The sequence below is a fragment of the Agrobacterium sp. MCAB5 genome (assembly GCF_052114365.1).
GTDB classification, from domain to species: Bacteria; Pseudomonadota; Alphaproteobacteria; order Rhizobiales; family Rhizobiaceae; genus Agrobacterium; species Agrobacterium tumefaciens.
The window spans coordinates 192611-219578 of sequence record NZ_JBFREP010000001.1 but is presented as its reverse complement, the minus strand read 5'-3'; the positions used below and the strand labels follow the sequence as shown (position 1 = coordinate 219578).

Genomic DNA, 26968 nt, shown 5'->3' with positions numbered 1-26968 from the left:
CGGCCTTGCGGCTTCGCCACTTCGCCCTGACCGAGGTTTACGGACTGGCTGTAGACCTTTCCATCTCTTTTCTGCTGATTTTTTATATCGGCATCGACCCGCTTGCCGCCCGTCTTCCGGGCGCTTTGGCAGGGCTTGCGACGAGTTGGAGGCTAAACCATTCGAATGGCGATGGCCCCAATGAGCTGAACGGCTTTCTGATGAACGCCGTCACGCTTATCTCCCGCATGGTTGGTGTCGGGCTGTTCGCCCTGCTGCAATGGCGCAATCCACTGGTGCAGCCGCTGGTCCCGCTTGCCTTTTCGGCACTCGCGGCACTGGTGCTGGCGCTTTACGGCTATAGGCGGCTTCAAAAGCAGCGTGCGGATCGGGATTAAACCGTCTCCCAACCGTCCTTTTCCGCCGCACGATAGATGGCATCGATGAAAAGCTGGTTCTTCCTCGAGCTTTCCAGGGTCACGACCTCGCCCTCACCTTTCACCGCGCGGGCAAAGGCCTCCGCCTCCAGCTTGTACTGGCGACTATCCTGAAACCGGAAGACTTGCGACTGGTTATGACCCTGGTTGGTCAACTCGATTTCCTCCGCACCCCAGCGATTTGCATTGAAGGGAGATTTGATCTCGATGTACCCGTCCGTGCCATGGAAAACCATCAGCTGGCGGGCGGCAAGCTGCGTCGCCAGATAAAAGCTCAGTTCGAAGCCGCCGAAATCGGCCCTGACGCTGGAATAGATATCGGTGCCGAATTCCTTATCACGCTCGACGCTCGCCTGTACGCGCTTCGGCTCGGCACCCGTGGCAAAACGGGTGACGATGGTCGGGTAGACGCCGATATCCGGCAAGGCCCCGCCGCCCAGTTCGGGAATATTGCGCATATTGCCGGGATCGCGGTTGAAGTAGCTGAAAGCGCCCTGCACATGCTTCAGCGTTCCGATTGCACCTGATGCCAGCAATTCCTTCACCTTGGCCCAAACAGGAGAATAGGTGACCATGAAAGCCTCCGACACGACGACGCCATTGTCATCCCGCGCCGCGATGATGGCGTCGATCTCTTCAGCCTTGAGTGCGATCGGCTTTTCACACAGCACGTGTTTGCCGGCATTGGCAGCTTTTATGGTCCATTCCACATGTTGCGAGGTTGGAAGCGGAATATAGACGGCATCGATCACATCGGATGCAAGCATTTCCTCATAGGAGCCGAAGGCATGCGGGACGGAAAAACGATCTGCAACCGCACGCGCCTTGGCATGATCGCGGCTGGCGATGGCGCTGACCACACAGTTCCGCGCATCCTGAATCGCCGGAATGACGTGATCCTGAGCGATTTTCGCCGTTGAAATTATTCCGAAGCGCAGCATCTCATTCTCCCACTCTGTAATTCCGGGAAACTTACCATTGTCGCGACGCCTGGCAAGTCGCACGAAACGTAACTGCAAACGCTATGGCTGGATTCGTCCTTCCTTTGTCGGTTTCCATGCTTTTATCCAGCCTTTCAAAGGTGAATTATGGTATGCATGAACCCAATGGAGAATCATGAAATGTCCTCTTCTCACACAGCACTCCTTGTCATCGACGTTCAGGAATCCTTTCGGCACACCCCCTATTTCGAGGAAAGCGAACTTCCCGCCTATCTGGAAAAACAGCAGGCACTGATCGACGGCGCCAAGGCGTCGGGCATTCCAGTCGTGCAAATCTTTCATGTCGATGGCGACCGGGCCTTTGCAGAGGAGAGCGGCTATATTCGCGCGCTGGAAGGTGTGCGCATTACCCCTGACGTCACCTTTCGCAAGAACCGCCACTCTGCTTTCGCCGGCACCGGCCTCGATATCTGGCTGACGCAAAAGGGTATCAACCGGCTGATCGTATCCGGCATCCGCACCGAACAGTGCTGCGAAACGACCACACGGCATGCATCGGACCTCGGTTACACAGTCGATTACGTCACCGAGGCGACGCTGACCTTTCCAATGACGCACGCCTCGGGCACCGTGTTCAGCCCTGATGATATTCGCACCCGAACCGAGCTGGTGCTGGCCGGTCGCTTTGCGCGCATCGCAACCGTCGGCGACGTTCTCGAAACGGTACGAAAGGCCGCCTGATGGACAATGGCGGCACGCGGACCATTCCCTTTTATACGCTTGTGCCGCCACACGCGCTGTTGCTCGATATTGCCGGCCCGCTGGAGGTGATCCGTTATGCCAACGCGGAACAGCGGGACGTCCATTTCGACTGCCGTTACATCGCGGAACATGACCAGCAGCAATCCTCCATCGGCCTTGGGCTTTGCGGGCTGGAGGCCTTGCCCGAGAGCCTGCCGGACAATGCTTTCCTGCTGATTTCCGGCAGCATCTCCCGATTCGACAACGCGCCGGAGATGCGACGGGAGCGGCAGGCGCTGGTGGCATGGTTGCGCCGCGCAGTGCGCGCGGACACCACAGTCATTTCCATTTGCTCCGGCGCACTGCTGGCGGGCGAAGCCGGACTTTTCGACGGGCGGAGCTGTACGACACATGCGGATTGCGTCGAAGCGCTGCGCCGCACCGCACCGCTGTCGCAGGTGGCCGAAAACCGTCTTTTCGTAGAGGATGGCAACCGCTTCTCCAGCGCTGGTATTTCCACCGGCACCGACCTCATGCTGCATGTCGTTTCCCGACTGACATCGCCTGCGGTCGCGGCGCGCATTGCCAAAAACATGGTCGTTTATCTCAGGCGCAGCGGCAATGATCCGCAAATCTCCCCCTGGCTTACCGGCCGCAACCACATTCACCCCGCCATTCACCGGGTGCAGGACCGGGTGATGACTGAGCCGGCTCAGGACTGGTCGCTGGAACGGCTGGCCGATATTGCCGCACTCAGCGAGAGGCACCTGTCCCGCCTGTTTCGCGAGCATACCGGCATCAGCGTCATCGACTACGTCAACCTGATGCGGGTCAATCTCGCCCGCGACATCCTTGCAAACAGCCGTCTGGATATGGAGACAATTGCGGAGCGGGCGGGCTTTGCCTCCGCCCGGCATTTGCGGCGCGTGTGGCAACAGCACAATCACCTCCCGCCCAGCCACTATCGCGGCTTTCAGGCCTGATCTCACCCGCTTTTGCCCGTTGCCTGATGAATGCCATCAAAGGAATTGAATGGTTATGCCGGCAAGCAGTTGATAACCTTGCCGCCAAAGACAGCAACAGGAGCATTCCCCGTGGAAAAACGAAGCCTTGGCCGCACCGGCCTCTCCATCGCCCCGATCGTCTTCGGCGGCAACGTGTTCGGCTGGACAGCGGACGAGAAGACTTCCTTTGCCCTGCTCGATGCATTTTTCGACGCCGGGTTCAACGCCATCGACACGGCAGACGTCTATTCCGCCTGGGTGGACGGGCATGAGGGCGGAGAGTCGGAAGCCATCATCGGAAAATGGCTGAAACAGTCGAGCGTCAAGCGTGAGGACGCGGTGATCGTTACCAAGGTTGGTTTCGACAATCGCGGTCAGAAGACAGGCCTCAGCGCCAAATGGATCGCAGAGGCTGTCGACGCCTCGCTGAAGCGGCTGCAAACCGACTATATCGATCTCTACCTCGCCCATAAGCCGGACGCGGATGTGCCGCTGGAGGAAACGCTTGCAGCCTTTGCAAAGCTGAAGGAACAGGGAAAGATACGCGCCATCGGGTGCTCCAACTATTCGGTGAGCCAGCTTCAGGAAGCGCTGGACACGGCCGCGAAGAACGATCTGCCCCGTTACGATGTGCTGCAGCCCGAATATAATCTCTACAACCGTGCGGATTTCGAAGGCCCGCTTGCCGATCTTTGCGTCGCCCAGGAAATTGGTGTCATCAATTATTATAGCCTCGCGGCCGGGTTCCTCACCGGGAAATATCGCGCCAAGGCGGATACCGAAGGCGTCGCCCGCAGCTACCGGGTGGGTGAATATGTCAACGCCCGTGGCCTTGCCGTTCTGGGCGCCATGGATGCGGTTGCCGTGGAAACCGGAGCCAGGCTTGCCGATATCGCGCTGGCGTGGCTATTGCGGAAGAAGGCCGTGACGGCACCGATTGCCAGCGCCACCAGCCTGTCGCAACTCGAAAGCTTCAAACGCGCCGTCAATCTCAAGCTGACGGATGAGATGATGACGCTGCTCGACAAGGCGGGCGCGTGACATGGATCTTGTAATTCGCGACGCGGAGCCGGAAGACCGGGCAGAATGGCTGCGCCTGTGGAACGACTATCTCGCCTTCTATAACGTACACCTTGCCGAGGAAGTTACGGACCATACATGGGCGCGTATCCTCGATCCGGCATCACGCGTTTCCATGCGCGTGGCTCTTCTGGGCGACAGGATGGCCGGTTTCGCCATCCATCACTTCCATGATTCCACCTGGGTGAAAACGCCCGACTGCTATCTGGAAGACCTGTTCGTTGACGGCGCGATCCGTGGCAAGGGAACAGGCCGGGCGCTGATGGATGACCTCATTGCCATATGCAAGGAAAAGGGCTGGTCCCGGCTTTACTGGAACACTGACGAGCACAATCACCGTGCCCAGAAGCTTTACGACAGCTACGTCAAAAGCGACGGCCATATCCGCTATCGCATCAAGTTCTGATCACCCTCTGAAGCGGAAGAAATCCACGAAAGCCCTTAGCGCCGGGCGCATCTGCCGGCGCGAGGGGTAATAGATATAAAAACCATCAAAGGGCGCGCACCAGTCTTCCAGCACCCGGACCAGCCTGCCTTCCTTGATGTCGTCTTCTACGCGCTGTTCGAAAACGAAAGCCAGACCCGCGCCGTCAATCGCCGCCCGGCGAATAAGGCTCTGGTCCGACAGGATGAGCGGCCCCTGCACATCGACCACCAAAGGTCTGCCGTCCTTTTCCAGCTCCCAGCGGTAGAGCAGACCACTGGAGAAGCGACGGAGAATACAGCGATGCCCCATCAAATCCCTCGGCTCACGGGGCGGGGGATTTTCTTCGAAATAGGTGGGGGCGCCGACGATCGCGCCACGCCATGGGCCGCTCGCCTTCACGGCAATCATATCCGCTTCAAGATTCTCGCCGAGCCGCAGACCGGCATCGAAACCTTTTGCGACAATATCCTCGAAGCGGTCATCGGTCGAAATCTCCAGCGAGATATCTGGATATAGCCGCAGGAACTCGCCAAGCCGGGGCATGATCAGGTCCTCCGCCGCAAGTCTCGGCAGGGTTATCCGCAACGGTCCGGCCGGCCTTCCGCCATGCTCGGCAAGCGTATCGATGACGGCATCGATTTCAGCAAGGGCCGGCCCAAGCGTCTCGAGAAGCCGCCTGCCCTCCTCTGTCGGCGAAACGCTGCGGGTGGTACGATGCAGCAGGCGCAGGCCAAGGCTTGCTTCGAGCGACGATACTGCATGGCTGACGGCGGAAGGCGCAATGGCAAGTTCGGCGGCAGCTTTACGAAAGCTGCGGCCTTCGGCAACGGCAGCGAGGACAGCGAGTTGGGAGAGTTGCACACGGTTCATTGTTCTAAATAATAGAACAACCCGCAACGATTTGCAGCGATTATTTTTGCCGTCTTAGGGCGCTATCTTCTCATCACGCCCCTGACAACGGGCGGTTCCTCATGGAAGGACGAACAGATGAAAAAAAGAACTCTCGGAAACAACCTTTCCGTTTCGGCGCTTGGCCTCGGCTGCATGGGCATGACCCATGCCTATAGCCCGACCGGCGACGAAAATAGTGCAATAGCGACGCTGCACCGCGCCGTCGAACTCGGTGTCACTTTTTTTGACACGGCAGAGGTCTATGGGCCTTACAACAACGAAATCCTCGTCGGCAAGGGTTTGAAGCCCTATCGCGACAAGGTGGTCATTGCTACCAAGTTCGGTTTCAAAATCGACGCTAGCAAACCCGCAGGCCAGATGATGGTGGGCACCGACAGCCGCCCGGAAAATGTGCGCGCCGTCGCCGAAGCCTCTCTCAAACGCCTAGGCGTCGACACCATCGACTTGTTCTATCAGCATCGCGTCGATCCGGATGTTCCAATCGAAGATACGGTCGGCGCCATGGCGGAACTGGTGCGGCAGGGCAAGGTGAAACATCTAGGCCTTTCGGAAGCGAGTGCCGAAACACTTCGCAAGGCGCATTCCACTCACCCGATCGCTGCCATACAGAGCGAATATTCGTTGTGGACCCGCGATGTGGAGGAAAACGGCGTGCTGGAAACCTGCCGGGAACTCGGTATCGGTTTCGTCCCCTTCAGCCCGCTCGGGCGTGGTGCCCTGACGGGCGCGCTGAAGTCGCTCGACGGACTTGCATCCGACGATTTCCGCCGCGGCCTGCCGCGCTTCCAAAGTGAAAACTTCGATGCCAATCTGGCGCTCATCAAGCTTCTGGAAGATATGGCTGCCGAAAAGGGTGTTACCGCCGGGCAACTGGCGCTGGCCTGGGTGCTGGCGCAGGGTGACTTTATCGTTCCGATCCCCGGTACGACGAAAATCGCCAATCTTGAGACAAACGTGGCGGCAGCGGATGTATCGCTGACGGCAGAAGAAGTCGCCAGCCTTGGCGCGTTGCTTTCTCCAGCAAAGGTTGCCGGCCAACGATATCCCGAGCGTATGTCCCAGATGGCGAACCGCTAAAAACAAAAAAGCCGAGGCGACTGCCTCGGCTTTTTCAATTCATGGAAACAGAGCTTTACGCTCTCAGCACGCCGCCCGTCGATTTCTCGACATTACCGACGATCTTTGCGGTCAGCGCCTCGAAATCCTCGTCCGTCAGCGTCTTGTCGACCGGCTGGATCTGAACTTCAATGGCGATGGACTTTCGGCTTTCGCCAAGCGATGCCCCTTCGAAGACGTCAAAGACATTGACGCCGGTGATCAGCTTCCGATCAGCGCTTGTTGCAGCCTTGATGATGGCGCCTGCCTCGACCGACTTGTCGACCACGAAGGCGAAGTCGCGCTTGACCGCCTGGAAGGGCGAAAGCTCAAGGGCCGGCTTTGTGCGGGTCGCCTTCTTCTTCGGCTCCGGCATGGCGTCGAGATAGATCTCGAAACCGCTATAGACACCGGAAACATCCAGCTCTGACAGAGTCTTCGGGTGGAATTCACCGAAATAGCCGAGCACGACCTTCGGACCCATCTTGATGGTGCCGGAGCGGCCAGGGTGATACCAGCCGGGAGCGCCGGCCTCGATCTGCACATTGGCCATCGGCAGGCCGCAGGCTTCGAGCACCGAAAGCGCATCGGCCTTGGCGTCATAGACATCCACCGGCTTGCCGCCGCCCTTTGTGGCATTGGACCACATGCGGCCGCTTCCTGCGAGCGAGGCCGTGCCACGGCGTACACCGCCGGCAACACGGCGCTGGGTGTCTGGCGTGTCACCCTCATAGGTGCCGGAGACCTCGAAGATTGCCACATCGCCATGGCCCTTGTCGGCATTGCGCTGTGCTGCGGTCAGAAGGCCCGGCAGAAGCGAAGGACGCATATCCGACATATCGGCCGCGATGGGGTTGGCCAGTTTCAGAGCGGGCGAACCGCCACCGAAAAGCTTCGCGTGAGCTTCCGGGATGAAGGACCACGTGACGGCCTCCAGCATGCCACGGCTGGCAAGCGCACGGCGCGCGGTGCGGGTGCGCACCTGCAGCGTCGTCAAGATGCGGCCGTTGACGGCACCGAAGCTCTCCAGCGGTTCCGGCTTGATGTTGTCGACGCCATGAATGCGCATGACCTCTTCCACCAGATCGGCCTTGCCGTCGACATCCGGGCGCCAGGACGGCACGGTGACGGAAACACGCTCGCCCGTTCCCTCGATGCCGAAACCGAGACCCTTTAGAATGGCCAGGCTTTCTTCCGCCGAAACTTCTAGGCCGGTCAGACGCTTCACTTCCGAGAGCGGAAAATCCACGACCTTGGGCTGATGCCCCTTGTAACCGACGACCTTGGCTTCGCCGGCAACGCCGCCGCAGAGTTCCAGAACCAGTTCGGTGGTGCGTTCCAGACCCGGAACCATATATTCCGGATCGACGCCGCGCTCGAAGCGATAACGGGCATCGGTGATGATGCCGAGCGAACGGCCGGTCTTGGCGATGTTGATCGGATCCCAGAGAGCGGACTCGATCAACACGTCAACGGTGTTTTCATCACAGCCGGAGTGTTCACCGCCCATGACGCCGCCGATGGACTCGAGGCCCTTTTCGTCGGCGATGACGACATTGTTCGGGCCGAGCTTGTATTCGCGCTGATCAAGCGCGAGGATCGTCTCACCCTCTTTCGCACGGCGGACCGTCAGGTCGCCCTTGACCTTGGCGGCATCGAAGACGTGCATCGGCCGGCCCTGATCGAAGGTCATGTAGTTGGTGATGTCCACGAGCGCATTGATGGGACGCAGGCCGATCGCCATCAGACGCTGCTGCATCCACTTCGGGCTCGGGCCGTTCTTCACACCGCGCACGATGCGCAGCGAAAAGCCGGGGCAGAGCGCCGCGTCATCCAGCTCCAGCTTCACGTCGACCGGGGTTGAGCCTTCGACCTTGAAGGACGGCGCTGGCTTGGTCTTGAGCTTGCCGAGACCGGAAGCGGCGAGATCGCGCGCGATGCCATAGATCGAGGTGCAATCCGGGCGGTTTGGCGTCAGATTGATCTCGATGACCGGATCGTCAAGTCCGGCATAGGTCGCGAAAGAAGTGCCGACCGGCGCGTCTTCCGGCAGATCGATGATGCCGTCGTGATCGTCGGAAATGTTCAGCTCTTTTTCGGAGCACATCATGCCGTGGCTTTCGACACCGCGTATCTTGCCGACGGCAAGCGTGACATCGATGCCCGGAACGTAAACGCCAGGACGCGCCAGCGCACCGACGAGGCCGGCGCGCGCATTCGGTGCGCCGCAGACGATCTGCACCGGCTTGCCGTCACCGGCATCCACCATCAACACCTTGAGGCGGTCGGCCTCGGGATGTTTTTCGGCGGAGACGACCTTGGCAATGACGAAAGGCTTATAGGCCGCCTTGTCGTCGACGTCCTCGACCTCAAGCCCGATCGCCGTCAACCGTTCGCAAATCTCGTCCAGCGTCGCATCCGTTTCGAGATGCTCTTTCAGCCAGGAAAGAGTGAATTTCATGTCTTTGCTCCTTGGCTAACCGGATTAAACGCTCAAACCGCCGAACAGCGTCGGCATGTCGAGCGGGCGGAAGCCGTAGTGGTTCATCCAGCGGACATCGGCGTTGAAGAAGTCACGCAGGTCCGGCATGCCGTATTTCAGCATGGCGATGCGGTCGAGGCCCATGCCCCAGGCAAAGCCCTGATATTCATCCGGGTCCAGACCGCCGGCGCGCAGCACATTCGGGTGCACCATGCCGCAGCCAAGGATTTCCATCCAGTCGTTGCCTTCGCCGAACTTGACGATCGGGCCGGAGCGGTCGCACTGAATATCCACCTCGAAGCTCGGCTCCGTGAAGGGGAAGAACGACGGGCGGAAGCGCATGACAACGCTATCCACCTCAAAGAAGGTCTTGCAGAACTCTTCAAGTACCCAGCGCAGATTGCCAACATGCGCCTTCTTGTCGATCACCAGACCTTCGACCTGATGGAACATCGGCGAATGGGTGGCATCGGAATCCTGACGGTAGGTCTTGCCCGGAATGACGATGCGGATCGGTGGCTTCTGGCTTTCCATGGTGCGGATCTGCACCGGCGAGGTGTGCGTGCGCAGCACCTTGCGCTCGCCGTTTTCATCCGGCTGGAAGAAGAAGGTGTCATGCATTTCGCGGGCCGGATGGCCTTCAGGGAAATTCAGCGCCGTGAAGTTGTAATAGTCCGTTTCGATATCCGGACCTTCGGCGATCGAGAAGCCCATATCCGCAAAGATCGCGGTGATTTCATCGACGATCTGGCTGATCGGATGAATGCGGCCGCGCTCGGTCGGAGATTGGCGGACCGGCAGGCTGACATCAAGCGTTTCCGCCTTCAGGCGGGCGGCAATCGCAGCATCTTTCAGGCCACTCTTGCGTTCACCGATCAGGTCGGTGATTTCGGTTTTGAGCTGGTTGATGGCAGCGCCTCGGGTCTGGCGCTCTTCCGGCGTCATCGACCCCAGCGTCTTCAGAAGCTCCGAAACCGAGCCCTTCTTGCCAAGCGCGGAGACGCGCACGGCTTCGATGGCCGGCTCATCGGCGGCGGCGGCGATCTCCGACATCAGTTGCGATTTCAAGGTATCAAGTTCAGTCATCTTTTCCTGCCTTGCCGGTATTTTTAACAGCGGCTTCGGGGTTCACAGCATTCATCAGATAGTCGGTCGCCATGATAAAGCGTCGCAGATCACTACCCATCCGCACGCGCCCGATCAACCGGGCAAGCGGTAAAAATCGCCCCAGAATGCCGATCAGACGGCACAATTCTTCAAGCGCCCGCGGCGGGGCGTTTTCACGCCAGCGGGCAAAGGCGGCGTCGCAGGTTTTCGGCGCATCGCAGGCGCGGGTTGCAACCTGCAAAAACAGCAGCCAGATATCGCGAGCCTGCGCCGTCTCCAGCGGCATGACCTCCTGCGGGCGCTCCTCGAAATCCATGAAACCGATACGGTCGTCTTTTAAAAAGAAGTCACGCACATGCGGGCGGCCGTGGCAGAGACGCGCCGCATGCAGCTCGCCAAGCGCTTCTGCGGATTTCACAAGCAAGGCGTCATGTTGCACCGGATCGGACACCTTTAGCGCATCCATCCGCTCCATGAGCGTCGGGCCGACATCTCCCAACACCATTGCTGTGCGCGACGAGTAGATCAGCGGCGGAACCGGGAAACCGCCTTGCTGGAACTGCTGCAACGTTTCCAGCTCTCGCTGCATGAGGCCCGCGCCGTCCAGCGGTTCAGAAGGGCGAAGAAAAGCATAAGGCAGAAGTTTTGACAGCAGCTTCTGCATTTTCATCCACCAGGTCACACGTTCCGTGCCCTGCCGTTTGATCCACACCGTCAATTGCGAGAGCTCGACCTTTTGAATGCGCCGGTCACTTTTCAGGAGGACGCGCATCAGGGTTGCGATGTCGTCATCGTCGAGATGAACGCGAAAGCCTTCTGCTTCCACAACCTGAATTTTATTGACCAGCATTTCCGTCCACCAAGGATTTCGCTTCAAACGGCGTGAATACTCCAACTCTTCTAAATTTCTAAATTAAAAAACGCCGATAGAGCTGTATCAGAAACTGAAAACGAAAAACCCGCGCCGGAGGACCGGCGCGGGTTTCAAATGAACAACAGATTGTCCGCGCCGTAATTACTTTACAGCGGTTTCAAACTCGTTGGTCGTACCAGCTTCCTTGAGGTACTCAAGAGCCTTCTTCGCGGTCTCGACGAGCACGCCGAATGCTGCCGGCTCATGGATAGCCATGTCGGACAGAACCTTGCGGTCAACTTCGATACCAGCCTTGTTCAGGCCGTCGATGAAGCGGCCGTAGGTCAGGCCGAATTCGCGAACAGCAGCGTTGATACGCTGGATCCACAGAGCGCGGAAGTTGCGCTTGTTGACCTTGCGGTCGCGGTAAGCGTACTGCTTGGAACGATCCACAGCAGCCTTTGCTGCGCGGATGGTGTTCTTGCGGCGGCCGTAGAAGCCCTTGGCTGCCTTGAGTGTCTTGGTGTGCTTGGCGCGGGAAGTTACGCCACGTTTTACGCGTGCCATGTCATGATCTCCTTAAAGTGTCCAAAAGTGCGGAAAAGTCTCAGAGACCGTTCGGCAGGTAGTTCTTGACGACTTTTTTGCCGTCAGCTTCGGCGAGAACCATGGTTCCACGCGCGTCGCGAATGAACTTGTTGGTACGCTTGATCATGCCGTGGCGCTTACCGGCGGCGGCTGCAACAACCTTGCCGGTGGCGGTGATCTTGAACCGCTTTTTTGCAGCGGACTTCGTCTTCATCTTGGGCATTTTGCTACTCCGTGTTTTTGTATCGAAACAGGCAGACGAGGCCTATTTCAAGCTATTCAGGAACGGCCTCGGCATGCCCTGCCGGACCGTTCGGACGCGCGCTTATAACCGCAGTCGGTTAAAAGCGCAACGGGGAATACGAACTTCCCCTTGCGGTGGTGCTTCATGCCGCCCGGGCGGCGTGCGCGAAAGAGTTATTTCGGCGCGAGAACCATCATCATCTGACGGCCTTCCAGCTTCGGCTCGGCTTCAACCTTGGCAATCGCCTGGGTATCTTCCTTCACCTGGAGGAGAAGCTTCATGCCGAGTTCCTGGTGGGCCATTTCGCGGCCGCGGAACTTCAGCGTCACCTTCACCTTGTCACCTTCGTCAAAGAAACGGTTCATCGCCTTCATCTTCACGTCATAGTCATGCGTGTCGATGTTGGGGCGCATCTTGATTTCCTTGACCTCGACGATCTTCTGTTTCTTGCGCGCTTCAGCGGCTTTTTTCTGGGTCGAGTACTTAAGCTTGCCGAGATCGAGGATCTTGCATACCGGCGGTTCAGCGTTCGGCGAAATCTCAACGAGATCGAGACCGGCATCCTCCGCCATTTTCAAAGCCTGGTCCGTCGGCATGCTACCGAGGTTCTGGCCCTCTTCATCAATAAGCTGAACTCTGGGAACCCGGATTTCCCGGTTGGAGCGCGGGCCCTCCTTGACGGGGGCATCGGCTTTGAAAGGTCTGCGAATGGTCGTATTCTCCTGATCTGTTTCTGGATCACATCGGCAAAAAACAGCTTGTTTGGTACAAGCGGCGGAAATGTCGTTATTGCCGTGGCGAAGTCAATAGCATATCTGCCCGAAAAGATCACCTGTTGTCACGGTTTTTGCAAATACGCCGCCTTTGTTGCGCGAAATTCAGGAGAATTGCATATACATGACTGAACAAGCCGCTGAATTCCTGCGTGTAGGCATGGGCGACGACGCCCGCGACATCGCCGTCCTTCATCGCCCGGCAACTTCACGAGAAGATGCATCCACGCTCGTCTGGCTCGGCGGTTACCGTTCCGACATGACGGGAACCAAGGCGGTGGAACTCGACCGCTTTGCGGCGGAAAACGGCATTGCGTGCCTGCGGCTCGATTATTCCGGGCACGGCGCTTCCGGCGGTGACTTCAAAAAGGGCACGATTTCAAGATGGCTGGAAGAGGCACTTGCCGTCGTGCGCGAAAAGGCGCCATCGCGCGTCGTCCTTATCGGTTCGTCGATGGGTGGATGGATCGCGCTGCGCATGGTCGAGGAACTGCGCAAGGCTGGCGGCACGCCGTCCGTCGCTGGTCTGGTCCTCATTGCGCCAGCCCCCGATTTCACGGCGGACCTGATAGAGCCGAGCCTCACGGATGCGGAAAAACGGTCGCTTGAAGACAAGGGTTATTTCGAGGAACATTCGGAATACAGCCCCGAGCCGAACATCTTTACGCGCGCGCTGATGGAAGACGGGCAGCAGAACCGCGTCCTCACCGGCATCATTACCACGGGCTGCCCGGTTCACATCCTGCAGGGAATGCGCGATCCCGATGTTCCCTATCAGCATGCGCTGAAGCTCCTCGAACATCTTCCTGCCGACGACGTCGTCTTGACGCTGATCCGGGATGGCGACCACCGGCTGTCCCGGCCGCAGGATATCGACAGGATGCTGGCTGCCGTCAAAGCCCTTGCAACATAGGCATTTGCGCAACGATCTTAACCATATTTAACGAGTCTTGCGCGCCGCCGATGGCTAGTGATTGACTCCTGCCCCCCAACCCTCTTAACTTTTCGTTAAGAATTAAGGGACGGGTTTCATGATGAACGCACCGCTGGCGCGTGCGCTGCTGTTTGCAGTTGCCGCCGGGCTATTGACTGCTGCCTCCGCCGTGGCGGAAACCAAGGGAAGCCCTTCCATGGTGACGGGCGGGATCACATCCCAGCCGATCGGCCATTATGAGTTCTGTCAGAAATACGCGAGCGAGTGCAACATTCGAAGTAAGCTGACGCCGCCACCACGCGTCACCGAGTATGGCTGGGGTGTGGTTCGCGAGATCAACACATCCGTCAACACCTCGATCGTCGCCATGACCGACATGGAAATCTACGGCAAGGAAGAAGTCTGGGAATATCCCACGACCGCTGGCGATTGTGAGGACTTCGTGCTGCTGAAGCGCAAGAAGCTGATCGAGCGTGGGTTTTCCGTTGCTGACCTGCTGATCACTGTCGTGCGCAAGCCTGATGGCGAGGGCCATGCCGTGCTGACGCTCCGCACCACCGATGGCGATTATATTCTCGACAATCTCACCGACGACGTGAAGCTCTGGACCGACACCAACTACACTTATCTGAAGCGGCAGGCGTCCTTCAATTCGGGCCGTTGGGTTTCCATCGAGGATGGCCGCGACGTTCTGGTCGGCGCATTGCGCTGATCGACAGATATTATAGGCTCAATGCAGAAAGCCCGCAGCAAACGCTGCGGGCTTTTTTATTCACTAGGCGTTGCCGATGATGATACCCGCGGCCAGCACCAGCGAACCGCCGAGCACTACCTGAAACACTGCCCGCAGGAACGGCGTTTCCATGAAGCGGTTCTGAATAAAGGCGATGGCCCAGAGTTCCACGAAGACGACGACCGCGGCGATGGCCGTTGCTGTCCAGAAATGCGGAATGAGATAGGGCAGCGCATGGCCAAGGCCACCAACGGCTGTCATGATGCCTGAGGCGAGACCGCGCTTTACCGGAGAGCCACGACCGGAAAGCTTGCCATCATCATGGGCCGCCTCGGTGAAGCCCATGGAAATACCCGCGCCAACGGAGGCCGAAAGGCCGATCAGGAAGGTTTGCCACGTATCCTGCGTGGCGAAGGCGGCTGCGAAGATCGGCGCCAGCGTCGATACGGAACCATCCATCAGTCCCGCAAGACCCGGCTGCACGAAGGTCAGAAGAAATTGCCGCTTTGCGGTTTCCGCCTCTTCTGTCTTGCCGTTTTCGTCGAGATGTTTCTCTTCCAGCATCTGCGCGATGTCTTCGTGACCACGCTCCGCCTCGGCCAGATCGCCGAGCAGCTTGCGGGTCGAGGCATCGCTGGTGCGCTTGACAGCCTCATCGTAAAAACGGATCGCCTGGGCCTCCATCAATTCCGCCTGCGCACGAATTTTGTCGAGCGACAGGTTCTTCACCAGCCAGTCCGGCGTGCGCTCGTAAAAGCCACGCACATGCTCTCGGCGGATCAGGGGGATCGTTTCCCCAAATCGCCTGCGGTGCATGTCGATCAGCACGTTTCGATGCTGCTGCTCAACCTCGGCCATATCATCGAAGATTTTTGCGGATTGCGGATATTGCGCGCGCAGATGATCGGCATAGGAGCGGTAGATGCGGGAATCGTCTTCTTCGGACGAGATGGCAAGTGCGAGGATTTCCTGTTCGCCAAGCGAGGAGAACGGGCGTTTGGACAGGGAAAAAAGACTGCGGAACATGGCTGGAACCTCTTTAGAATAATTCTAAATACATCCTGATCACGTCACAATCAAGCCTTTTAGAATTATTCTAATATGCCAAAGGGTCGCATTGCGGAGTGTCGAAGAGCCACGTAGGTTCTGCCGCAAAAGGAAGCACAATGCAGGACCAGATCGCGGCAAAGGCCGCCCACAACGCGGAAATTCAGAACAGGGCGGAAAAGGCCATGGCGGCTATCGGCATCGACGCCGGTTTCGTCGACCTGCTGGTCGAGACATTTTACGGCCGCGTTCTGGAACATCCCACGCTGGGCCCTGTCTTCGATGCGCGGCTTTCAGGGCGCTGGCCGGAGCATATGGCCAGGATGAAACAGTTCTGGGCCGCCGTCGCCTTCAAGAATGGCGGCTACGGCGGCAAGCCGGTGCAGGCGCATCTTGGCGTAAAAGGCATGTCGGCGGAACTGTTCCCGCAATGGCTGGCGCTTTTTTCGGCCACCCTTGACGATATCGCGCCGAGCCCACAAGCCCATAACTGGTTCATGGAAACTGCGGAACGCATCGCAAAAAGCCTGACGCTTTCGCTGTTTTATAATCCTGCAATGGATGATCCGGCGTTAAAACGCATGCATCCTTAGCCCCATCCGGGCGATGATAGCAGGCCCGGCAAGTTCAAATATTCCCCTTGATGGCCGCGAGGATAAATGTTTAGTAGCCACTGGGAGGCGTACCGTACGGTTCGCCTGTAATATGCAGACATATCAGGGCTTATCGACATGGATCGCAGATCATTTATTCGCAAGGCGGGCGCTGTTGGTGCCGGTGTTACCGCAACCGTGCTGGCCGCTCCGGCCATTGCGCAGGAAAACCCCAAAATCACCTGGCGCATGACGTCGTCATTCACCAAGGGCCTCGACATTCTATTCGGTGCCGGCCAGATCGTCGCCGATCATGTCAAGGAAGCATCCGGCGGCAACTTCGTCATCCAGCATTTCGCCGGTGGCGAAATCGTGCCGGCGCTGCAGGCAGCGGATGCGGTGACGGCCGGAACCGTCGAAATGGCGCATACCTGCTCGTACTACTATGTCGGCAAGGACCCGACCTTCGCGCTCGGGACCTCGGTTCCCTTCGGTCTCAATGCACGCCAGACGAATGCATGGTTCAATCAGGCGGGCGGCAACGAGTTGCTCAATGAGTTTCTTGCCCAGCACAATATCTACTCGATCCTGCTCGGCAATACCGGCGCCCAGATGGGCGGCTGGTTCCGCAAGGAAATCAACACCATCGATGACCTGAAGGGCTTGAAAATGCGCATTGCCGGCCTGACCGGCCAGGTGATGCAGAAGGTTGGCGTGACACCGCAGCAGATCGCCGGCGGCGATGTTTACGCCGCTCTCGAAAAGGGCACCATCGATGCAACCGAATTCGTCGGTCCCTATGACGACCAGAAGCTCGGCTTCTACAAGGTTGCGAAATATTACTACTACCCCGCATGGTGGGAAGGTGGCCCAGCCGTTCATGCTTTCGTGAACCTGCAGAAGTTCAACGAGTTGCCGGAGAACTACAAGCGTATTCTGAAAGACGCCTGCGCCGCCGGCAGCGCCAGCATGCTGGAGCGTTATGACGCGCGCAATCCGAAGGCTTTGAAGGAACTCGTGGCGCAGGGCGCCATCCTGCGGCCGTTCAGCCAGGAAATCCTCGACGTCTGCCACAAGGCGGCGCAGGACACCTATGCCGAGATTTCGGCCAAGAACGAAAGCTTCAAGAAGATCTACGAAAGCCAGCAGGCGTTCAAGAAAGACGCCTATCTCTGGGCACAGATCGCCGAATATACCTATGACACCTATATGATGATCCAGCAGCGCAACGGCACGCTCTGATCCTCATTTCAGTATCTTCAAACGGCCATCCGGCATCTGCCGGGTGGCCGTTTTTGTATTCGACACCAGCTTCCACACCTCGCGTTCACGCCAGTCCATCGGGCTCATGCCGGTGACGCGGCGAAATTCCCGGTTGAAGTTGGATTTGGTCTGAAAGCCGGAAGACAGCATGATCGCAGTGACCGACTGATCCGTCTCCTCCAGCAGCCGGCAGGCTTCGCGGATGCGCAGCTGGTTGACATATTGCGAGACGTTAACGCCGAGCGAGCGATTGATGGCGCCCGAGATTTGCCGACTCGGCAGACCGAGACGTTTTGCGAGCCGTGACAGGTTTAGGTTCTCATCGCGGTAGAGCGTGTGGGTCTCCATCAAGCGATCAAGCCTTTCGACAACGTCCCGGTCCTGTTGTGAAGGCGCCGGCAAAGACAACTCCGCAGCAGGCTGGGCAGCCGTTTGCGGCGCTTTGCTTTTGCCGGCAAGTGCAGCCATGAGACCGATCAGCAGAAGCCCGAGAAGATTGGCATTGCTGACAAGTGCGGCGACATTTTCTCCATGCGCCCACTCGAAATCGAAAAACACCAGAAGATCGAAGAACGCGGAAACGCAGAGAGCGACCGCGGCGACAATGAGCGCCTTATGCGCAGATGCGACGCTGGCAAATTGCGCCTCGTCCAGCCCATCCGGCCCTTTTCTTGCCAAAAGAAGCAAGGCAATGGCGTGCCCGACAAAAATCACGATCAGCGCAAAATCGATCGCAACAGGAAGGACGAACTCCAGAAAGACGACGAAGAAAGGTGAAAGCACAAGACTGGCAAACATCGCCCTCCTGCTTTCAACTCCAACGCCCATCAGTCCGCGAAAGGCGATGTAGACGAGAGGCGGCAGGCAGGCAGCCAGAACAGGCAAAACATAACGCGCTTCGCTCACACCATATCCCCAGCGCAAGCCGACAAGAGCGGACTGCACGGCGCAAAGCGCGATGAGCGCCAGAAACGCCCGGTTGGTTCGCATATCCTCTGCGCCTCGAAAGAAGACGATGAACATGACGACCAGCAGAAGTGCGACGACAAAAGGCAATGGAATGAAAAGCACGGATAACGATCCCGAAGCGATGAATTACCACCCATTCATGGACCAGATCGCGTTTCGGCACGACCTTTAACGCGATCAAGGACGCATTTATTCACCCTAGAAGGAAAACGGGAGCATCCACCTTGTCAAACGGAGAGGCTCTCATGACACTGAAAAACACCCTTGTCGCACTTCTTATGTGCGCGGCTTTTTCCCCGCAGGCATTTGCCGCAGAGGATGTCGGGCTTACAAGCATCCCAGTTCCTTCCAAGGCCCGCAACACAAACCTTGACGTTACGATCTGGTATCCGGCCAAAGGCGGAGACGGCACACCGGCGCTTTCCTCCGAGAACCGTATCTTTCAGGGATCAGCGGTTCGGAAGGACGCGACCATCAAAGACGGCCATTTCCCCCTCGTGTTGATTTCGCACGGGTCCGGCTCGCGCGCTGAAGGCATGGCCTGGATCGCCGCGAAACTCGCCAGCGAAGGTTTCATCGTCGCCGGAACCAATCATCCCGGCACGACCAGTGGTGACTCGACGCCTGCCGATACGCCGAAAATCTGGGAACGGACGAACGATCTATCCACAATCGTCACGGCCTTGACGACGGACGGCACGTGGTCGGGTGCAATCGATGCGCAACGCATCGGTGTTCTCGGCTTTTCGCTGGGCGGTAGCGCGGCGATGGAGATTGCAGGTGCACGCGCCGATCTTGACGCCTATATGCGCTATTGTGAAGAGAATGCAGCAATGATGGATTGCCAGTGGTTTGCCGGCGGCCGGGCCTATGTCAATAACGAGCCGGTCAGCGTACCGAAGCTCGATCTCAGAACCATCGACAAGACCCGTTTCGAGCAGCAGAACCGCGATCCACGCATCCGTTCCGCCGTGTTGGTCGATCCGGGTCTGGCGCTGGCGTTCCAGCCGGACAGCCTGAGACAAATCGATATTCCGCTGACCTTCATCAATCTTGGCAGCGAAGGTAAAATACCGCCCGCTGTCCTTGCCGACGAGCTTGCAGCACAAGTGCCTGCCTCTACTTACCAACAGGTCGACGAGGCCAACCATTTCAGCTTCCTGCCCCTTTGCAAGCCGGATGCCGACGCGTTTCTCAAATCCGTTGGCGAGCGCGATCCGATCTGCGAACCGGCCGGGCCCCGCGACCGTAACGATATTCATGCACAGCTGGAAATGATGATCGTCACCGCCTTCAACCGCACGCTGAAGCCGGGTCAATAACCAGAAGAACCTAGCCGATCCTTTTGTAAAACAGGGTCGTGCCGCAATAACGCCCGTCGGGAAAAAGCGCATAGTCGGGGATGACGCCGACGCGTTCCCAGCCAAGACGGGGATAAATTGCCTCCGCATCGCTACCCGTGGCCGTATCCAGCACCAAAAGGGTACGGCCACGTTTTGCCGCTTCCTGCTCCACCTTTTCCATGAGCTTTCGTGCAAGTCCCAGCCCGCGTGCCGACCGATGCACAAGAAGCTTCATCAGATCACCGCGATGTGGCTGGTTGGGCTTGGAGGCCAGACCGACCTGCACCGTGCCCACCACTTTATCGTTTACTTCCGCCACCACATGAATGGTGCCGCCTGCTTCCACGGCATCGGCTACATCCTGCCAGAACGGCTCGGCATCTTTTGGGGAGAAAGGCAGCATGAAACCGACAGACGCGCCGCCATTAACGCAGTCGGCGATAACGTCACAAAGTTCGGGCAAGGCATTGATCGTCTCTGCCCGGTTCAATACGCGGATGGTGGCCATTAATAACTCCTGTCGGGGAAAATCAGCGCTGTCTTTGATCCAGCACGACGGCATAACGGGCAGGTTTTTCTGAGGGATTGTGGAAGACATGTCCCTCACCCACCGGCATGAAAAGGCAATCGCCGGGTTCCAGCCGGTGCACGTCTCCACCGCTGGTCATCTCCAGCACACCGTCAAAAAGCCAGACATATTGCGTCATTCCGCGGCTTGCCGCATGCGGCGGGAAACCGACACGTGCGCCCGCCGGGAACTCGACCTCGACAATATCGACATCGGAACCGACGCGTGGCGGGGAGATGGCACGGCGCACATAACCGGTCTCCGGGTCTTTCCAGAGCTGCTGGTCACGCTTTTTCACCAGCGGTGAAACAGCCTCTTCGTCTTCGGCGAAAAAGCCGGAGAGCGACAGGCCTAGCGCTGCGCAGATGCGGGCAAGAAGCGAGGCCGTGGGGCTCGCCTCGCCACGTTCGATGCGGGAAATCATCGCTCGGCTGACGCCGGATTCGGCGGCGAGCCGGTCCAGGGTCAAACCATTTTCAGCGCGCAACGTCTTGATGCGGTCGCCGATAGAGCGTTCGAGAATATGATCTTCGTTTTCCATCATGCGAGAATACATTCTCACATGATGGAGTCAATATCTACCATAATGGAAATTACGGTCGCTTTTTTACCGCGGGTTCTGCGCGCGGCAAAGATGCATCAGGCACCGACCTGGGCGATCCAATCGTTCAGATTATAGTAGTTCGTTACTCGACTAACTTTTCCATCCTTCAGGTCAAAGAATGCACCAGCCGGCAGGACGTATGTCTGGCCATCGGCTTCCGGCAGCCCTTCATCGGTTGCGAGATATTCGCCGTTCACGATGAATTCCGCAGAGGCGCGCTTACCGTCCTCGCTCGCCATGATGACAATGTCGGTGAGGTTCTCCTTATAGCAACGGTTCATGTGCTGCATGAAGGACGCAAAAGCCGGCTTTCCGGTCTGACGCTCGCCCTGATTGATGTCATGTACCACCTCGTCGTGAAGAAGCGCCAGAAAGGCATCCATGTCCTGACGGTTGAAGGCATCGTAATAGGCGCGGATGGTCTCAGTGGCGGTCATTGTCTTCTCCGTTCAATGCTTGCGCGGGTTTTCCATGACGGTATAACCAGTGCAACCGAAAGTGAAAATGCCCATGACCGTCGAAATCAAGTCTCTTTCCGGCATCGAGGCCGCGCCCTATTTCGATGACCTTGCGCGCCTGCGGATCGAAGTGTTTCGCGCCTTTCCCTATCTCTATGACGGATCGCTGGATTACGAGCGCAAATATCTCGCCACCTATGCCGACACGAAAGGCGCGGTTTTCGTGCTGGCGCTGGATGGCGCACACGTGGTGGGCATGTCCACCGGCATGCCGATGGCGGCCGAGACCGACGAGGTGAAGGCGCCCTTCCTGAAGGCGGGTTACGATCCGGACCGAATATTTTACTTCGGCGAAAGCGTGCTTCTGCCCAGCTATCGCGGGCATGGCATCGGGGTGCGGTTCTTTGTGGAGCGGGAGGCGCATGCGAGCAAGCTCGGCTTCAACTGCTGCACCTTCTGCGCGGTCGAGCGCCCCGCCGACCACCCGCGCCGGCCATTGGATTACGTGCCGCTGAATAACTTCTGGGAAAAACGCGGCTATCGCCATCACCCGGAATTGCACACCAGCTTCACCTGGCGGGATCTAGACGAGAGCACCGAAAGCCCAAAGCCCCTGTCGTTCTGGATGAAGACCATTGCTGCCGGAGAGGAAAACAGATGACGAAACTCGCCGCCAGCCAATATGCCATCGAACTCATCGAGACATGGGAAGGCTATGCCGCCCATCTTTCCGCCATCGTGCGCGAGGCGAAAGAAAAAGGCGCCGAGCTGCTGCTGTTGCCGGAATATTCGGCCATGACGCTGACCGGGCAGTTGCCGCCGGATGCGCGCTCGGACCTGCACCGCTCCATCGAAGAGATACAGCCGCTCATCCCCTCATGGGTCGAGCTTTGCGAAGAGCTGGCGCGGCAACATCAAATCCTGTTTCAGCCGGGCAGCGCGCCAGTGAAAGACAAGGACGGCAAGTTCCGCAACCGCGCATGGCTGTTCGGCCCCAACGGACTGATCGGGTATCAGGACAAGCAGATCATGACGCGCTTCGAGCGGGAGCAATGGAACATCCATGCCGGCATCGAGGGCCTGAAAGCCTTCGAGACGACGATCGGCAGGCTTGGCATCCTCATCTGTTACGACAACGAGTTCCCGATGCTTGGCCGGAAGCTGGCCGAGCTTGGCGTCGAACTGGTTCTCGCTCCCAGTTGCACCGATACGCTGGCCGGCGCCTACCGGGTGCGCATCGGCGCGCAGGCGCGGGCGCTGGAAAACCAGTATGCCGTTCTCTCCTCCCCCACGGCGGGTGAGGCTCCATGGTCTCCCGCCGTCGATGAAAATCGTGGCCGCGCAGCACTTTACGTGCCATCCGACTATGGCATGCCGGCATCGGGTATCGTCGCGGAAAGCGAAAGCGATGCGGTGACACACAGCACGTTGCTGATCGCCGATATCGACCTTGCTGCCGTGGCCAAGCTTAGAACCGAAGGACAAGTGGCCACCCGCCGCGACTGGCCGGAGCAGTTTGCGATCTGAAAAGCCCATTTTAAAGGGCTTTTAACCAAATTCCCGCTTTGCGGCATGAGAAGCCCCTGCTATAGCGCGGGGCATGAGCACAAATTCGACCCGCACGCCCCTGGACCATATCCGCAACTTCTCGATCGTTGCCCACATCGATCACGGCAAATCGACGCTGGCCGACCGGTTGATCCAGTCGACAGGCGGCCTTGCCGAGCGCGATATGTCGGAACAGGTTCTCGATTCGATGGATATCGAACGCGAGCGCGGCATCACCATCAAGGCCCAGACCGTGCGCCTGCACTACAAGGGGAATAACGGCGAAACCTATGTGCTGAACCTCATCGACACGCCCGGCCACGTCGACTTTGCCTACGAAGTGTCCCGATCGCTTTCGGCCTGCGAAGGTTCGCTGCTGGTGGTGGACGCATCTCAGGGTGTGGAAGCCCAGACGCTGGCCAACGTTTATCAGGCAATCGACAATAATCACGAGCTGGTGACGGTCTTGAACAAGATCGACCTGCCGGCTGCGGAGCCCGACCGCATCAAGGAACAGATCGAGGAAGTAATCGGCATCGATGCTTCCGAAGCTGTGTTGATTTCGGCCAAGACCGGGCTTGGCATCCCCGATGTTCTCGAAGCCATCGTCAACCGCCTGCCACCGCCCAAGAGCGAAGTCGGCGAGAACGGGCCGCTCAAGGCGCTGCTCGTCGACAGCTGGTACGACACCTATTTGGGCGTCATGGTTCTCGTGCGCGTCATCGACGGCGTGCTGACCAAGGGCCAGCAGATCCGCATGATGGGTTCCGGCGCGAAATACGGCGTCGAGCGCGTTGGCGTACTTACCCCGAAGATGGTCAATGTCGACAGCCTCGGCCCCGGCGAGATCGGTTTCATCACCGCCTCGATCAAGGAAGTCGCCGATACGCGTGTTGGCGATACCATTACCGACGACAAGCGCCCGACGGCGCAGGCCCTGCCCGGCTTCAAGCCAGCGCAGCCCGTGGTTTTCTGCGGCCTCTTCCCTGTCGATGCAGCCGACTTCGAAGATCTGCGCGCGGCGGTGGGCAAGCTTCGCCTCAACGACGCCTCCTTCTCCTTCGAAATGGAATCGTCTGCCGCTCTCGGCTTTGGTTTCCGTTGCGGCTTCCTCGGTCTGCTGCATCTTGAAATCATTCAGGAACGCCTCGAGCGCGAGTTCAATCTCGATCTCGTCGCCACAGCACCTTCGGTCGTCTATGAAATGACGCTGACAGATGGCACCGAGAAAGAGCTGCACAACCCGGCGGATATGCCTGATGTCGTGAAGATCAAGGAAATCCGCGAACCGTGGATCAAGGCGACGATCCTGACGCCCGACGAATATCTCGGTGGTATTCTGAAACTCTGTCAGGACCGGCGCGGCCTGCAGACGGAGCTGACCTATGTCGGCAACCGCGCGATGATCACCTATGAATTGCCGCTCAACGAAGTGGTGTTCGATTTCTACGACCGCCTGAAATCCATCTCGAAGGGTTACGCCTCGTTCGACTACAATATCATCGACTATCGCGAAGGCGATCTCGTTAAGATGTCGATCCTCGTGAACGGCGACCCGGTGGACGCACTCTCCATGCTGGTCCACCGCTCGGCGGCTGACCGGCGCGGACGCGGCATGTGCGAAAAGCTGAAGGAACTCATTCCGCCGCACATGTTCCAGATCCCGATCCAGGCGGCCATTGGCGGCAAGGTCATCGCCCGCGAAACCGTGCGCGCGTTGCGCAAGGACGTGACGGCGAAGTGCTACGGTGGCGATGCGACGCGTAAACGCAAACTTCTGGACAAGCAGAAGGAAGGCAAAAAGCGCATGCGCCAGTTCGGCAAGGTGGAGATTCCGCAGGAAGCTTTCATCGCTGCGCTGAAGATGAACGACGAATAAGCGGCCGCTAAATCGTCGCTGATTTGACAAGGGAGGCTTACGGCCTCCCTTTTTACATTCACGGCAGCTGCTCAGGCATGCAGCTTCGCGCCCTTGGTAATCTTGTCGACGATTTTCTTGTCCGCCCTAAGCGCCATGCCGACGACCTTTGCATTGTCGGGAGAAAATTCCGAAAACACCTGGCGGTTGGCAACATCATGACCGGTTGCGAACATTTCCTCGATATAGAGCGATGTCGTGACCTCGCGTTCCAGGGATCGCTGATGGATTTTGCGCAGCGCCTCCTGATCCGTGGCCATGACGACTATCGGCTGGACGGACAGGGGATTGTAGACGTTACCCGCCCCGTCGCGGTATGGTTCCCCGATGATCTCTCTGGTCTGGGCGACGATACCGGACATTAGAAATGCGGTGACATTCAGTTTTTGCCACACGGCAAGGTCATCACGAAGGATGACGGCGATCTTGGTATCAAACATGCGAACTCAATCTGGCTGTGGTTACGAAAGAGAAGCAACCCTAGTCCCTCAGGGTACGAGCGATCTTGAACGTTCGTGCAAATTCGAGGGGATCGTGCAGGCCCCTTCCAGCGAAGGGATCGAGCGCATCGAAGCGCGCTTTCACGGCAACGCCTATGCACCCCATCGCCATGACACCTATGCGCTCGGTGTGACGCTTTCCGGCGTCCAGACCTTTTCCTATCGTGGCACATCGCATTTCAGCACGCCCGGAAAGGTTATCGTGCTGCATCCGGACGAAGTTCACGATGGTGGTGCCGGCACCGACGAAGGTCTGCGCTACCGTATGCTCTATCTTCCGCCGGAAAAGACCATGGAGGTGGCGACCGGATTTCACGCGCTGCCATTTGCAAAAAACCCCGTCATCGAAGACGATGAGTTCCGGCAATGCCTGATAGAGGCTCTCGGCAATCTCGAGGGCGAGCCGGACAATCTGCTCCTGACCGACTGGCAATCGAGACTGTCGGATCTGCTCTGGAAGCATTCGAACGGAAGCGAGAGAACCCTCAGGCGGCTTGACCGGATCGCCGTTTTCCGTTGCCGGGATTACCTGCTGGAGAACAGCGCGCTTGCCGTCACCTCAGAGAAGCTGGAGCAAGTAAGCGGGCTTGATCGCTTCACGCTCTTTCGGCACTTCCGCTCCCTGTTTGGCACGAGCCCGCACCGGTATCTCATCATGCGGCGTCTGCAAAAATGCAAGGACATGATGCGGGCGGGTGCGGGTCTTGCGGAAACGGCGTTTGCCTGCGGCTTTGCAGATCAGGCGCATTTTACCCGCCACTTCAAGAACGCCTTCGGAATGCCTCCGGGGCGCTGGCTAAGCCTTGTTTCGCACTGATCATTCCGGAAACATGATCGACCTGTGAGCCGCAGTCCCTGCCATGGCGCCATCGCCCACGGAAAGAGCGACCGAGCCAGCGGGCCTTGCCACATCACCGCATGCGAAGATTCCGCGCACTGTTGTCTGTTTCACGGCATCTGTCACGATGCTTGAACCCATCGGCCCTTCTTCCACGGTGCAACCGAGCTTTTCGATCCAATCCGAGGCAATCCGCAATTTCGGTTGCGTGAAAAGACCGGCCAAAGCAATGCTGCACCCATCCGCAAGAACAACATCCGCATGCCCTGCGATCTCTCTGATACGCTCTTTTTCCACCCAAACGCCCCGGGCTGACAAAAGCGCACTCTGTTCGGCATCCGGCACGAATATACCGTTGGTAAAAAAGGTCGTTTCACCCCAGTCCGGAAGCATCAGTGCATGGTGGATGGCCAGCGGTGAGGCCGCGATGACGCCGATCCTGCGCTGATCCAGTTCGTATCCGTGGCAATAGGGGCAATGGAAGACGGCGCTGCCCCAGCGTTCCTTCAGCCCGGCTATATCAGGCAGTTCATCCGTAACGCCTGTGGCAAGGATTAGTCTGGCCGCCCTTTCGCGGCGATTGCCATCGATCTCGATGACGAAGTCATCGAATGATCCTTCGGCATTCGTTACCCTGCCCTTTGCCCAGTGTATCGTCGGGTAGCGCTCGATCTGGCGGCGTGCCTCGGCGATGATGTCGCCCGGCGCCTTGCCGTCCTGTCCGAGAAAACCGTGGGAATGGCTGGCGAAGCGATTTCTCCGCTCACCCGCATCCACCACCAGGATGTTTTTTCTCGCGCGCCCGAGCTGCAGGGCGGCGGACAGGCCCGCATAGCTGCCGCCGATGATGATGACGTCGTATTTCATGATGCACCTATCGTTCACCGAGCCGGAAGCGCCCGTTCGTTTCACGATACTTATATTGTTACATGAATTTTAGAGTCAATAGTCACGCAACTTATATTGTTACATCACAGGCTAACTGGTAA

At 58.3% G+C, this 26968-nt stretch carries 30 protein-coding genes; 15 read left to right on the top strand and 15 right to left on the bottom strand.

The genetic code is table 11. The features are described 5' to 3' along the window. The first annotated feature begins 5 nt into the window (after nt 1–5). A complete protein-coding gene (locus AB4Z23_RS01085; RefSeq protein WP_065688403.1) occupies nt 6–377 on the top strand; it encodes a hypothetical protein in 372 nt (123 codons plus the stop codon). Here AB4Z23_RS01085 and AB4Z23_RS01080 read toward each other — a convergent pair. Continuing rightward, nucleotides 374–1357, bottom strand: coding sequence for a Gfo/Idh/MocA family protein (locus tag AB4Z23_RS01080; protein WP_003514640.1), 984 nt, complete (start codon nt 1355–1357; stop codon nt 374–376). The genes AB4Z23_RS01085 and AB4Z23_RS01080 overlap by 4 nt on opposite strands. Nucleotides 1358–1537: 180 nt before the next feature. Between AB4Z23_RS01080 and AB4Z23_RS01075 the strand changes: the two genes are divergently transcribed. The 4 genes from AB4Z23_RS01075 to AB4Z23_RS01060 all read left to right on the top strand — a co-directional run bounded on the left by AB4Z23_RS01075 (nt 1538) and on the right by AB4Z23_RS01060 (nt 4588). Further along, entirely contained in the window at nt 1538–2098 is a 561-nt protein-coding gene (locus AB4Z23_RS01075; RefSeq protein WP_025592191.1) for an isochorismatase family protein, read from the top strand. Then, complete coding sequence (locus AB4Z23_RS01070; RefSeq protein ID WP_025592189.1) at nt 2098–3081, top strand: GlxA family transcriptional regulator; 984 nt, start codon at nt 2098–2100, stop codon at nt 3079–3081. The genes AB4Z23_RS01075 and AB4Z23_RS01070 overlap by 1 nt, the downstream gene beginning before the upstream one ends. Before the next feature lie 111 nt (nt 3082–3192). Continuing rightward, on the top strand, nt 3193–4143 hold the full coding sequence (locus AB4Z23_RS01065; protein ID WP_025592187.1) for an aldo/keto reductase: 951 nt from the start codon (nt 3193–3195) through the stop codon (nt 4141–4143). A gap of 1 nt (nt 4144) precedes the next feature. Further along, a complete protein-coding gene (locus AB4Z23_RS01060; RefSeq protein ID WP_003514632.1) occupies nt 4145–4588 on the top strand; it encodes a GNAT family N-acetyltransferase in 444 nt (147 codons plus the stop codon). Here AB4Z23_RS01060 and AB4Z23_RS01055 read toward each other — a convergent pair whose 3' ends face one another. Beyond that, nucleotides 4589–5479 carry a LysR family transcriptional regulator gene (locus AB4Z23_RS01055; protein ID WP_174060663.1) on the bottom strand — a complete coding sequence of 297 codons (891 nt, stop codon included), beginning with the start codon at nt 5477–5479 and terminating at the stop codon, nt 4589–4591. Nucleotides 5480–5596: 117 nt separating this feature from the next. Here AB4Z23_RS01055 and AB4Z23_RS01050 point away from each other — a divergent pair, with 117 nt between their 5' ends. Then, the gene (locus AB4Z23_RS01050; protein WP_013635323.1) at nt 5597–6598 is read left to right on the top strand and encodes an aldo/keto reductase; all 1002 of its coding nucleotides are present in this window, start codon (nt 5597–5599) and stop codon (nt 6596–6598) included. A gap of 55 nt (nt 6599–6653) precedes the next feature. On the opposite strand, the gene pheT is transcribed toward AB4Z23_RS01050, so the two are convergent. The 6 genes from pheT to infC all read right to left on the bottom strand — a co-directional run bounded on the left by pheT (nt 6654) and on the right by infC (nt 12600). Beyond that, complete coding sequence (gene pheT / locus AB4Z23_RS01045) at nt 6654–9077, bottom strand: phenylalanine--tRNA ligase subunit beta (RefSeq protein ID WP_003514627.1); 2424 nt, start codon at nt 9075–9077, stop codon at nt 6654–6656. Between the two features lie 24 nt (nt 9078–9101). Beyond that, nucleotides 9102–10184 (bottom strand): phenylalanine--tRNA ligase subunit alpha, encoded by a 1083-nt coding sequence (pheS, locus tag AB4Z23_RS01040; RefSeq protein WP_003514626.1) that lies wholly within the window; start codon nt 10182–10184, stop codon nt 9102–9104. After that, nucleotides 10177–11055 carry a serine/threonine protein phosphatase gene (locus tag AB4Z23_RS01035; protein WP_421475988.1) on the bottom strand — a complete coding sequence of 293 codons (879 nt, stop codon included), beginning with the start codon at nt 11053–11055 and terminating at the stop codon, nt 10177–10179. The genes pheS and AB4Z23_RS01035 overlap by 8 nt, the downstream gene beginning before the upstream one ends. Before the next feature lie 165 nt (nt 11056–11220). Then, entirely contained in the window at nt 11221–11625 is a 405-nt protein-coding gene (rplT, locus tag AB4Z23_RS01030) for a 50S ribosomal protein L20 (RefSeq protein WP_003514622.1), read from the bottom strand. A 40-nt stretch (nt 11626–11665) separates the two neighbouring features. Then, nucleotides 11666–11869, bottom strand: coding sequence for a 50S ribosomal protein L35 (gene rpmI / locus AB4Z23_RS01025; RefSeq protein ID WP_003493355.1), 204 nt, complete (start codon nt 11867–11869; stop codon nt 11666–11668). A gap of 194 nt (nt 11870–12063) precedes the next feature. Then, the gene (gene infC / locus AB4Z23_RS01020; RefSeq protein WP_060641871.1) at nt 12064–12600 is read right to left on the bottom strand and encodes a translation initiation factor IF-3; all 537 of its coding nucleotides are present in this window, start codon (nt 12598–12600) and stop codon (nt 12064–12066) included. A 187-nt stretch (nt 12601–12787) separates the two neighbouring features. Between infC and AB4Z23_RS01015 the strand changes: the two genes are divergently transcribed. Together AB4Z23_RS01015 and AB4Z23_RS01010 are read left to right on the top strand one after the other, a co-directional pair. Continuing rightward, a complete protein-coding gene (locus tag AB4Z23_RS01015; RefSeq protein WP_025592170.1) occupies nt 12788–13576 on the top strand; it encodes an alpha/beta hydrolase in 789 nt (262 codons plus the stop codon). Nucleotides 13577–13694: 118 nt separating this feature from the next. Further along, nucleotides 13695–14309 carry a transglutaminase-like cysteine peptidase gene (locus tag AB4Z23_RS01010; protein WP_003514617.1) on the top strand — a complete coding sequence of 205 codons (615 nt, stop codon included), beginning with the start codon at nt 13695–13697 and terminating at the stop codon, nt 14307–14309. Between the two features lie 63 nt (nt 14310–14372). Here the strand turns inward: AB4Z23_RS01010 and mbfA are convergent, their stop codons facing one another. Continuing rightward, on the bottom strand, nt 14373–15356 hold the full coding sequence (mbfA, locus tag AB4Z23_RS01005) for an iron exporter MbfA (protein WP_003514615.1): 984 nt from the start codon (nt 15354–15356) through the stop codon (nt 14373–14375). A 140-nt stretch (nt 15357–15496) separates the two neighbouring features. On the opposite strand from mbfA, the gene AB4Z23_RS01000 reads away from it, so the two are divergent. After that, a complete protein-coding gene (locus AB4Z23_RS01000) occupies nt 15497–15970 on the top strand; it encodes a group III truncated hemoglobin (RefSeq protein WP_421475990.1) in 474 nt (157 codons plus the stop codon). 138 nt (nt 15971–16108) lie between these two features. Next, a complete protein-coding gene (locus tag AB4Z23_RS00995; protein ID WP_003514611.1) occupies nt 16109–17212 on the top strand; it encodes a TRAP transporter substrate-binding protein in 1104 nt (367 codons plus the stop codon). Nucleotides 17213–17215: 3 nt separating this feature from the next. Here AB4Z23_RS00995 and AB4Z23_RS00990 read toward each other — a convergent pair whose 3' ends face one another. Next, a complete protein-coding gene (locus AB4Z23_RS00990; protein ID WP_441359969.1) occupies nt 17216–18304 on the bottom strand; it encodes a helix-turn-helix transcriptional regulator in 1089 nt (362 codons plus the stop codon). Nucleotides 18305–18447: 143 nt separating this feature from the next. On the opposite strand from AB4Z23_RS00990, the gene AB4Z23_RS00985 reads away from it, so the two are divergent. Continuing rightward, nucleotides 18448–19524 carry an alpha/beta hydrolase family protein gene (locus tag AB4Z23_RS00985; protein WP_441359968.1) on the top strand — a complete coding sequence of 359 codons (1077 nt, stop codon included), beginning with the start codon at nt 18448–18450 and terminating at the stop codon, nt 19522–19524. A gap of 10 nt (nt 19525–19534) precedes the next feature. On the opposite strand, the gene AB4Z23_RS00980 is transcribed toward AB4Z23_RS00985, so the two are convergent. The 3 genes from AB4Z23_RS00980 to AB4Z23_RS00970 all read right to left on the bottom strand — a co-directional run bounded on the left by AB4Z23_RS00980 (nt 19535) and on the right by AB4Z23_RS00970 (nt 21154). Then, nucleotides 19535–20053, bottom strand: coding sequence for a GNAT family N-acetyltransferase (locus AB4Z23_RS00980; protein ID WP_019564485.1), 519 nt, complete (start codon nt 20051–20053; stop codon nt 19535–19537). 22 nt (nt 20054–20075) lie between these two features. Continuing rightward, complete coding sequence (locus tag AB4Z23_RS00975; protein ID WP_065661473.1) at nt 20076–20657, bottom strand: helix-turn-helix domain-containing protein; 582 nt, start codon at nt 20655–20657, stop codon at nt 20076–20078. Between the two features lie 95 nt (nt 20658–20752). Further along, nucleotides 20753–21154, bottom strand: a complete 402-nt coding sequence (locus AB4Z23_RS00970; protein WP_421475994.1) for a ketosteroid isomerase-related protein — start codon at nt 21152–21154, stop codon at nt 20753–20755. A gap of 73 nt (nt 21155–21227) precedes the next feature. Between AB4Z23_RS00970 and AB4Z23_RS00965 the strand changes: the two genes are divergently transcribed. The 3 genes from AB4Z23_RS00965 to lepA all read left to right on the top strand — a co-directional run bounded on the left by AB4Z23_RS00965 (nt 21228) and on the right by lepA (nt 24602). Then, entirely contained in the window at nt 21228–21836 is a 609-nt protein-coding gene (locus AB4Z23_RS00965) for an acetyltransferase (RefSeq protein ID WP_065661474.1), read from the top strand. Further along, nucleotides 21833–22702 carry a carbon-nitrogen hydrolase family protein gene (locus AB4Z23_RS00960; RefSeq protein WP_065659786.1) on the top strand — a complete coding sequence of 290 codons (870 nt, stop codon included), beginning with the start codon at nt 21833–21835 and terminating at the stop codon, nt 22700–22702. Before AB4Z23_RS00965 ends, AB4Z23_RS00960 begins: the two co-directional genes overlap by 4 nt. A gap of 61 nt (nt 22703–22763) precedes the next feature. Then, on the top strand, nt 22764–24602 hold the full coding sequence (gene lepA / locus AB4Z23_RS00955) for a translation elongation factor 4 (protein ID WP_041694295.1): 1839 nt from the start codon (nt 22764–22766) through the stop codon (nt 24600–24602). Between the two features lie 71 nt (nt 24603–24673). Here lepA and AB4Z23_RS00950 read toward each other — a convergent pair whose 3' ends face one another. Continuing rightward, a complete protein-coding gene (locus AB4Z23_RS00950; RefSeq protein WP_003514594.1) occupies nt 24674–25081 on the bottom strand; it encodes a DUF2000 family protein in 408 nt (135 codons plus the stop codon). A gap of 94 nt (nt 25082–25175) precedes the next feature. Here AB4Z23_RS00950 and AB4Z23_RS00945 point away from each other — a divergent pair, with 94 nt between their 5' ends. Continuing rightward, nucleotides 25176–25958, top strand: coding sequence for an AraC family transcriptional regulator (locus AB4Z23_RS00945; RefSeq protein WP_065661476.1), 783 nt, complete (start codon nt 25176–25178; stop codon nt 25956–25958). Here the strand turns inward: AB4Z23_RS00945 and AB4Z23_RS00940 are convergent, their stop codons facing one another. Beyond that, complete coding sequence (locus tag AB4Z23_RS00940) at nt 25959–26846, bottom strand: NAD(P)/FAD-dependent oxidoreductase (protein WP_441359967.1); 888 nt, start codon at nt 26844–26846, stop codon at nt 25959–25961. It abuts the gene before it with no gap. Nucleotides 26847–26968: the final 122 nt, after the last annotated feature.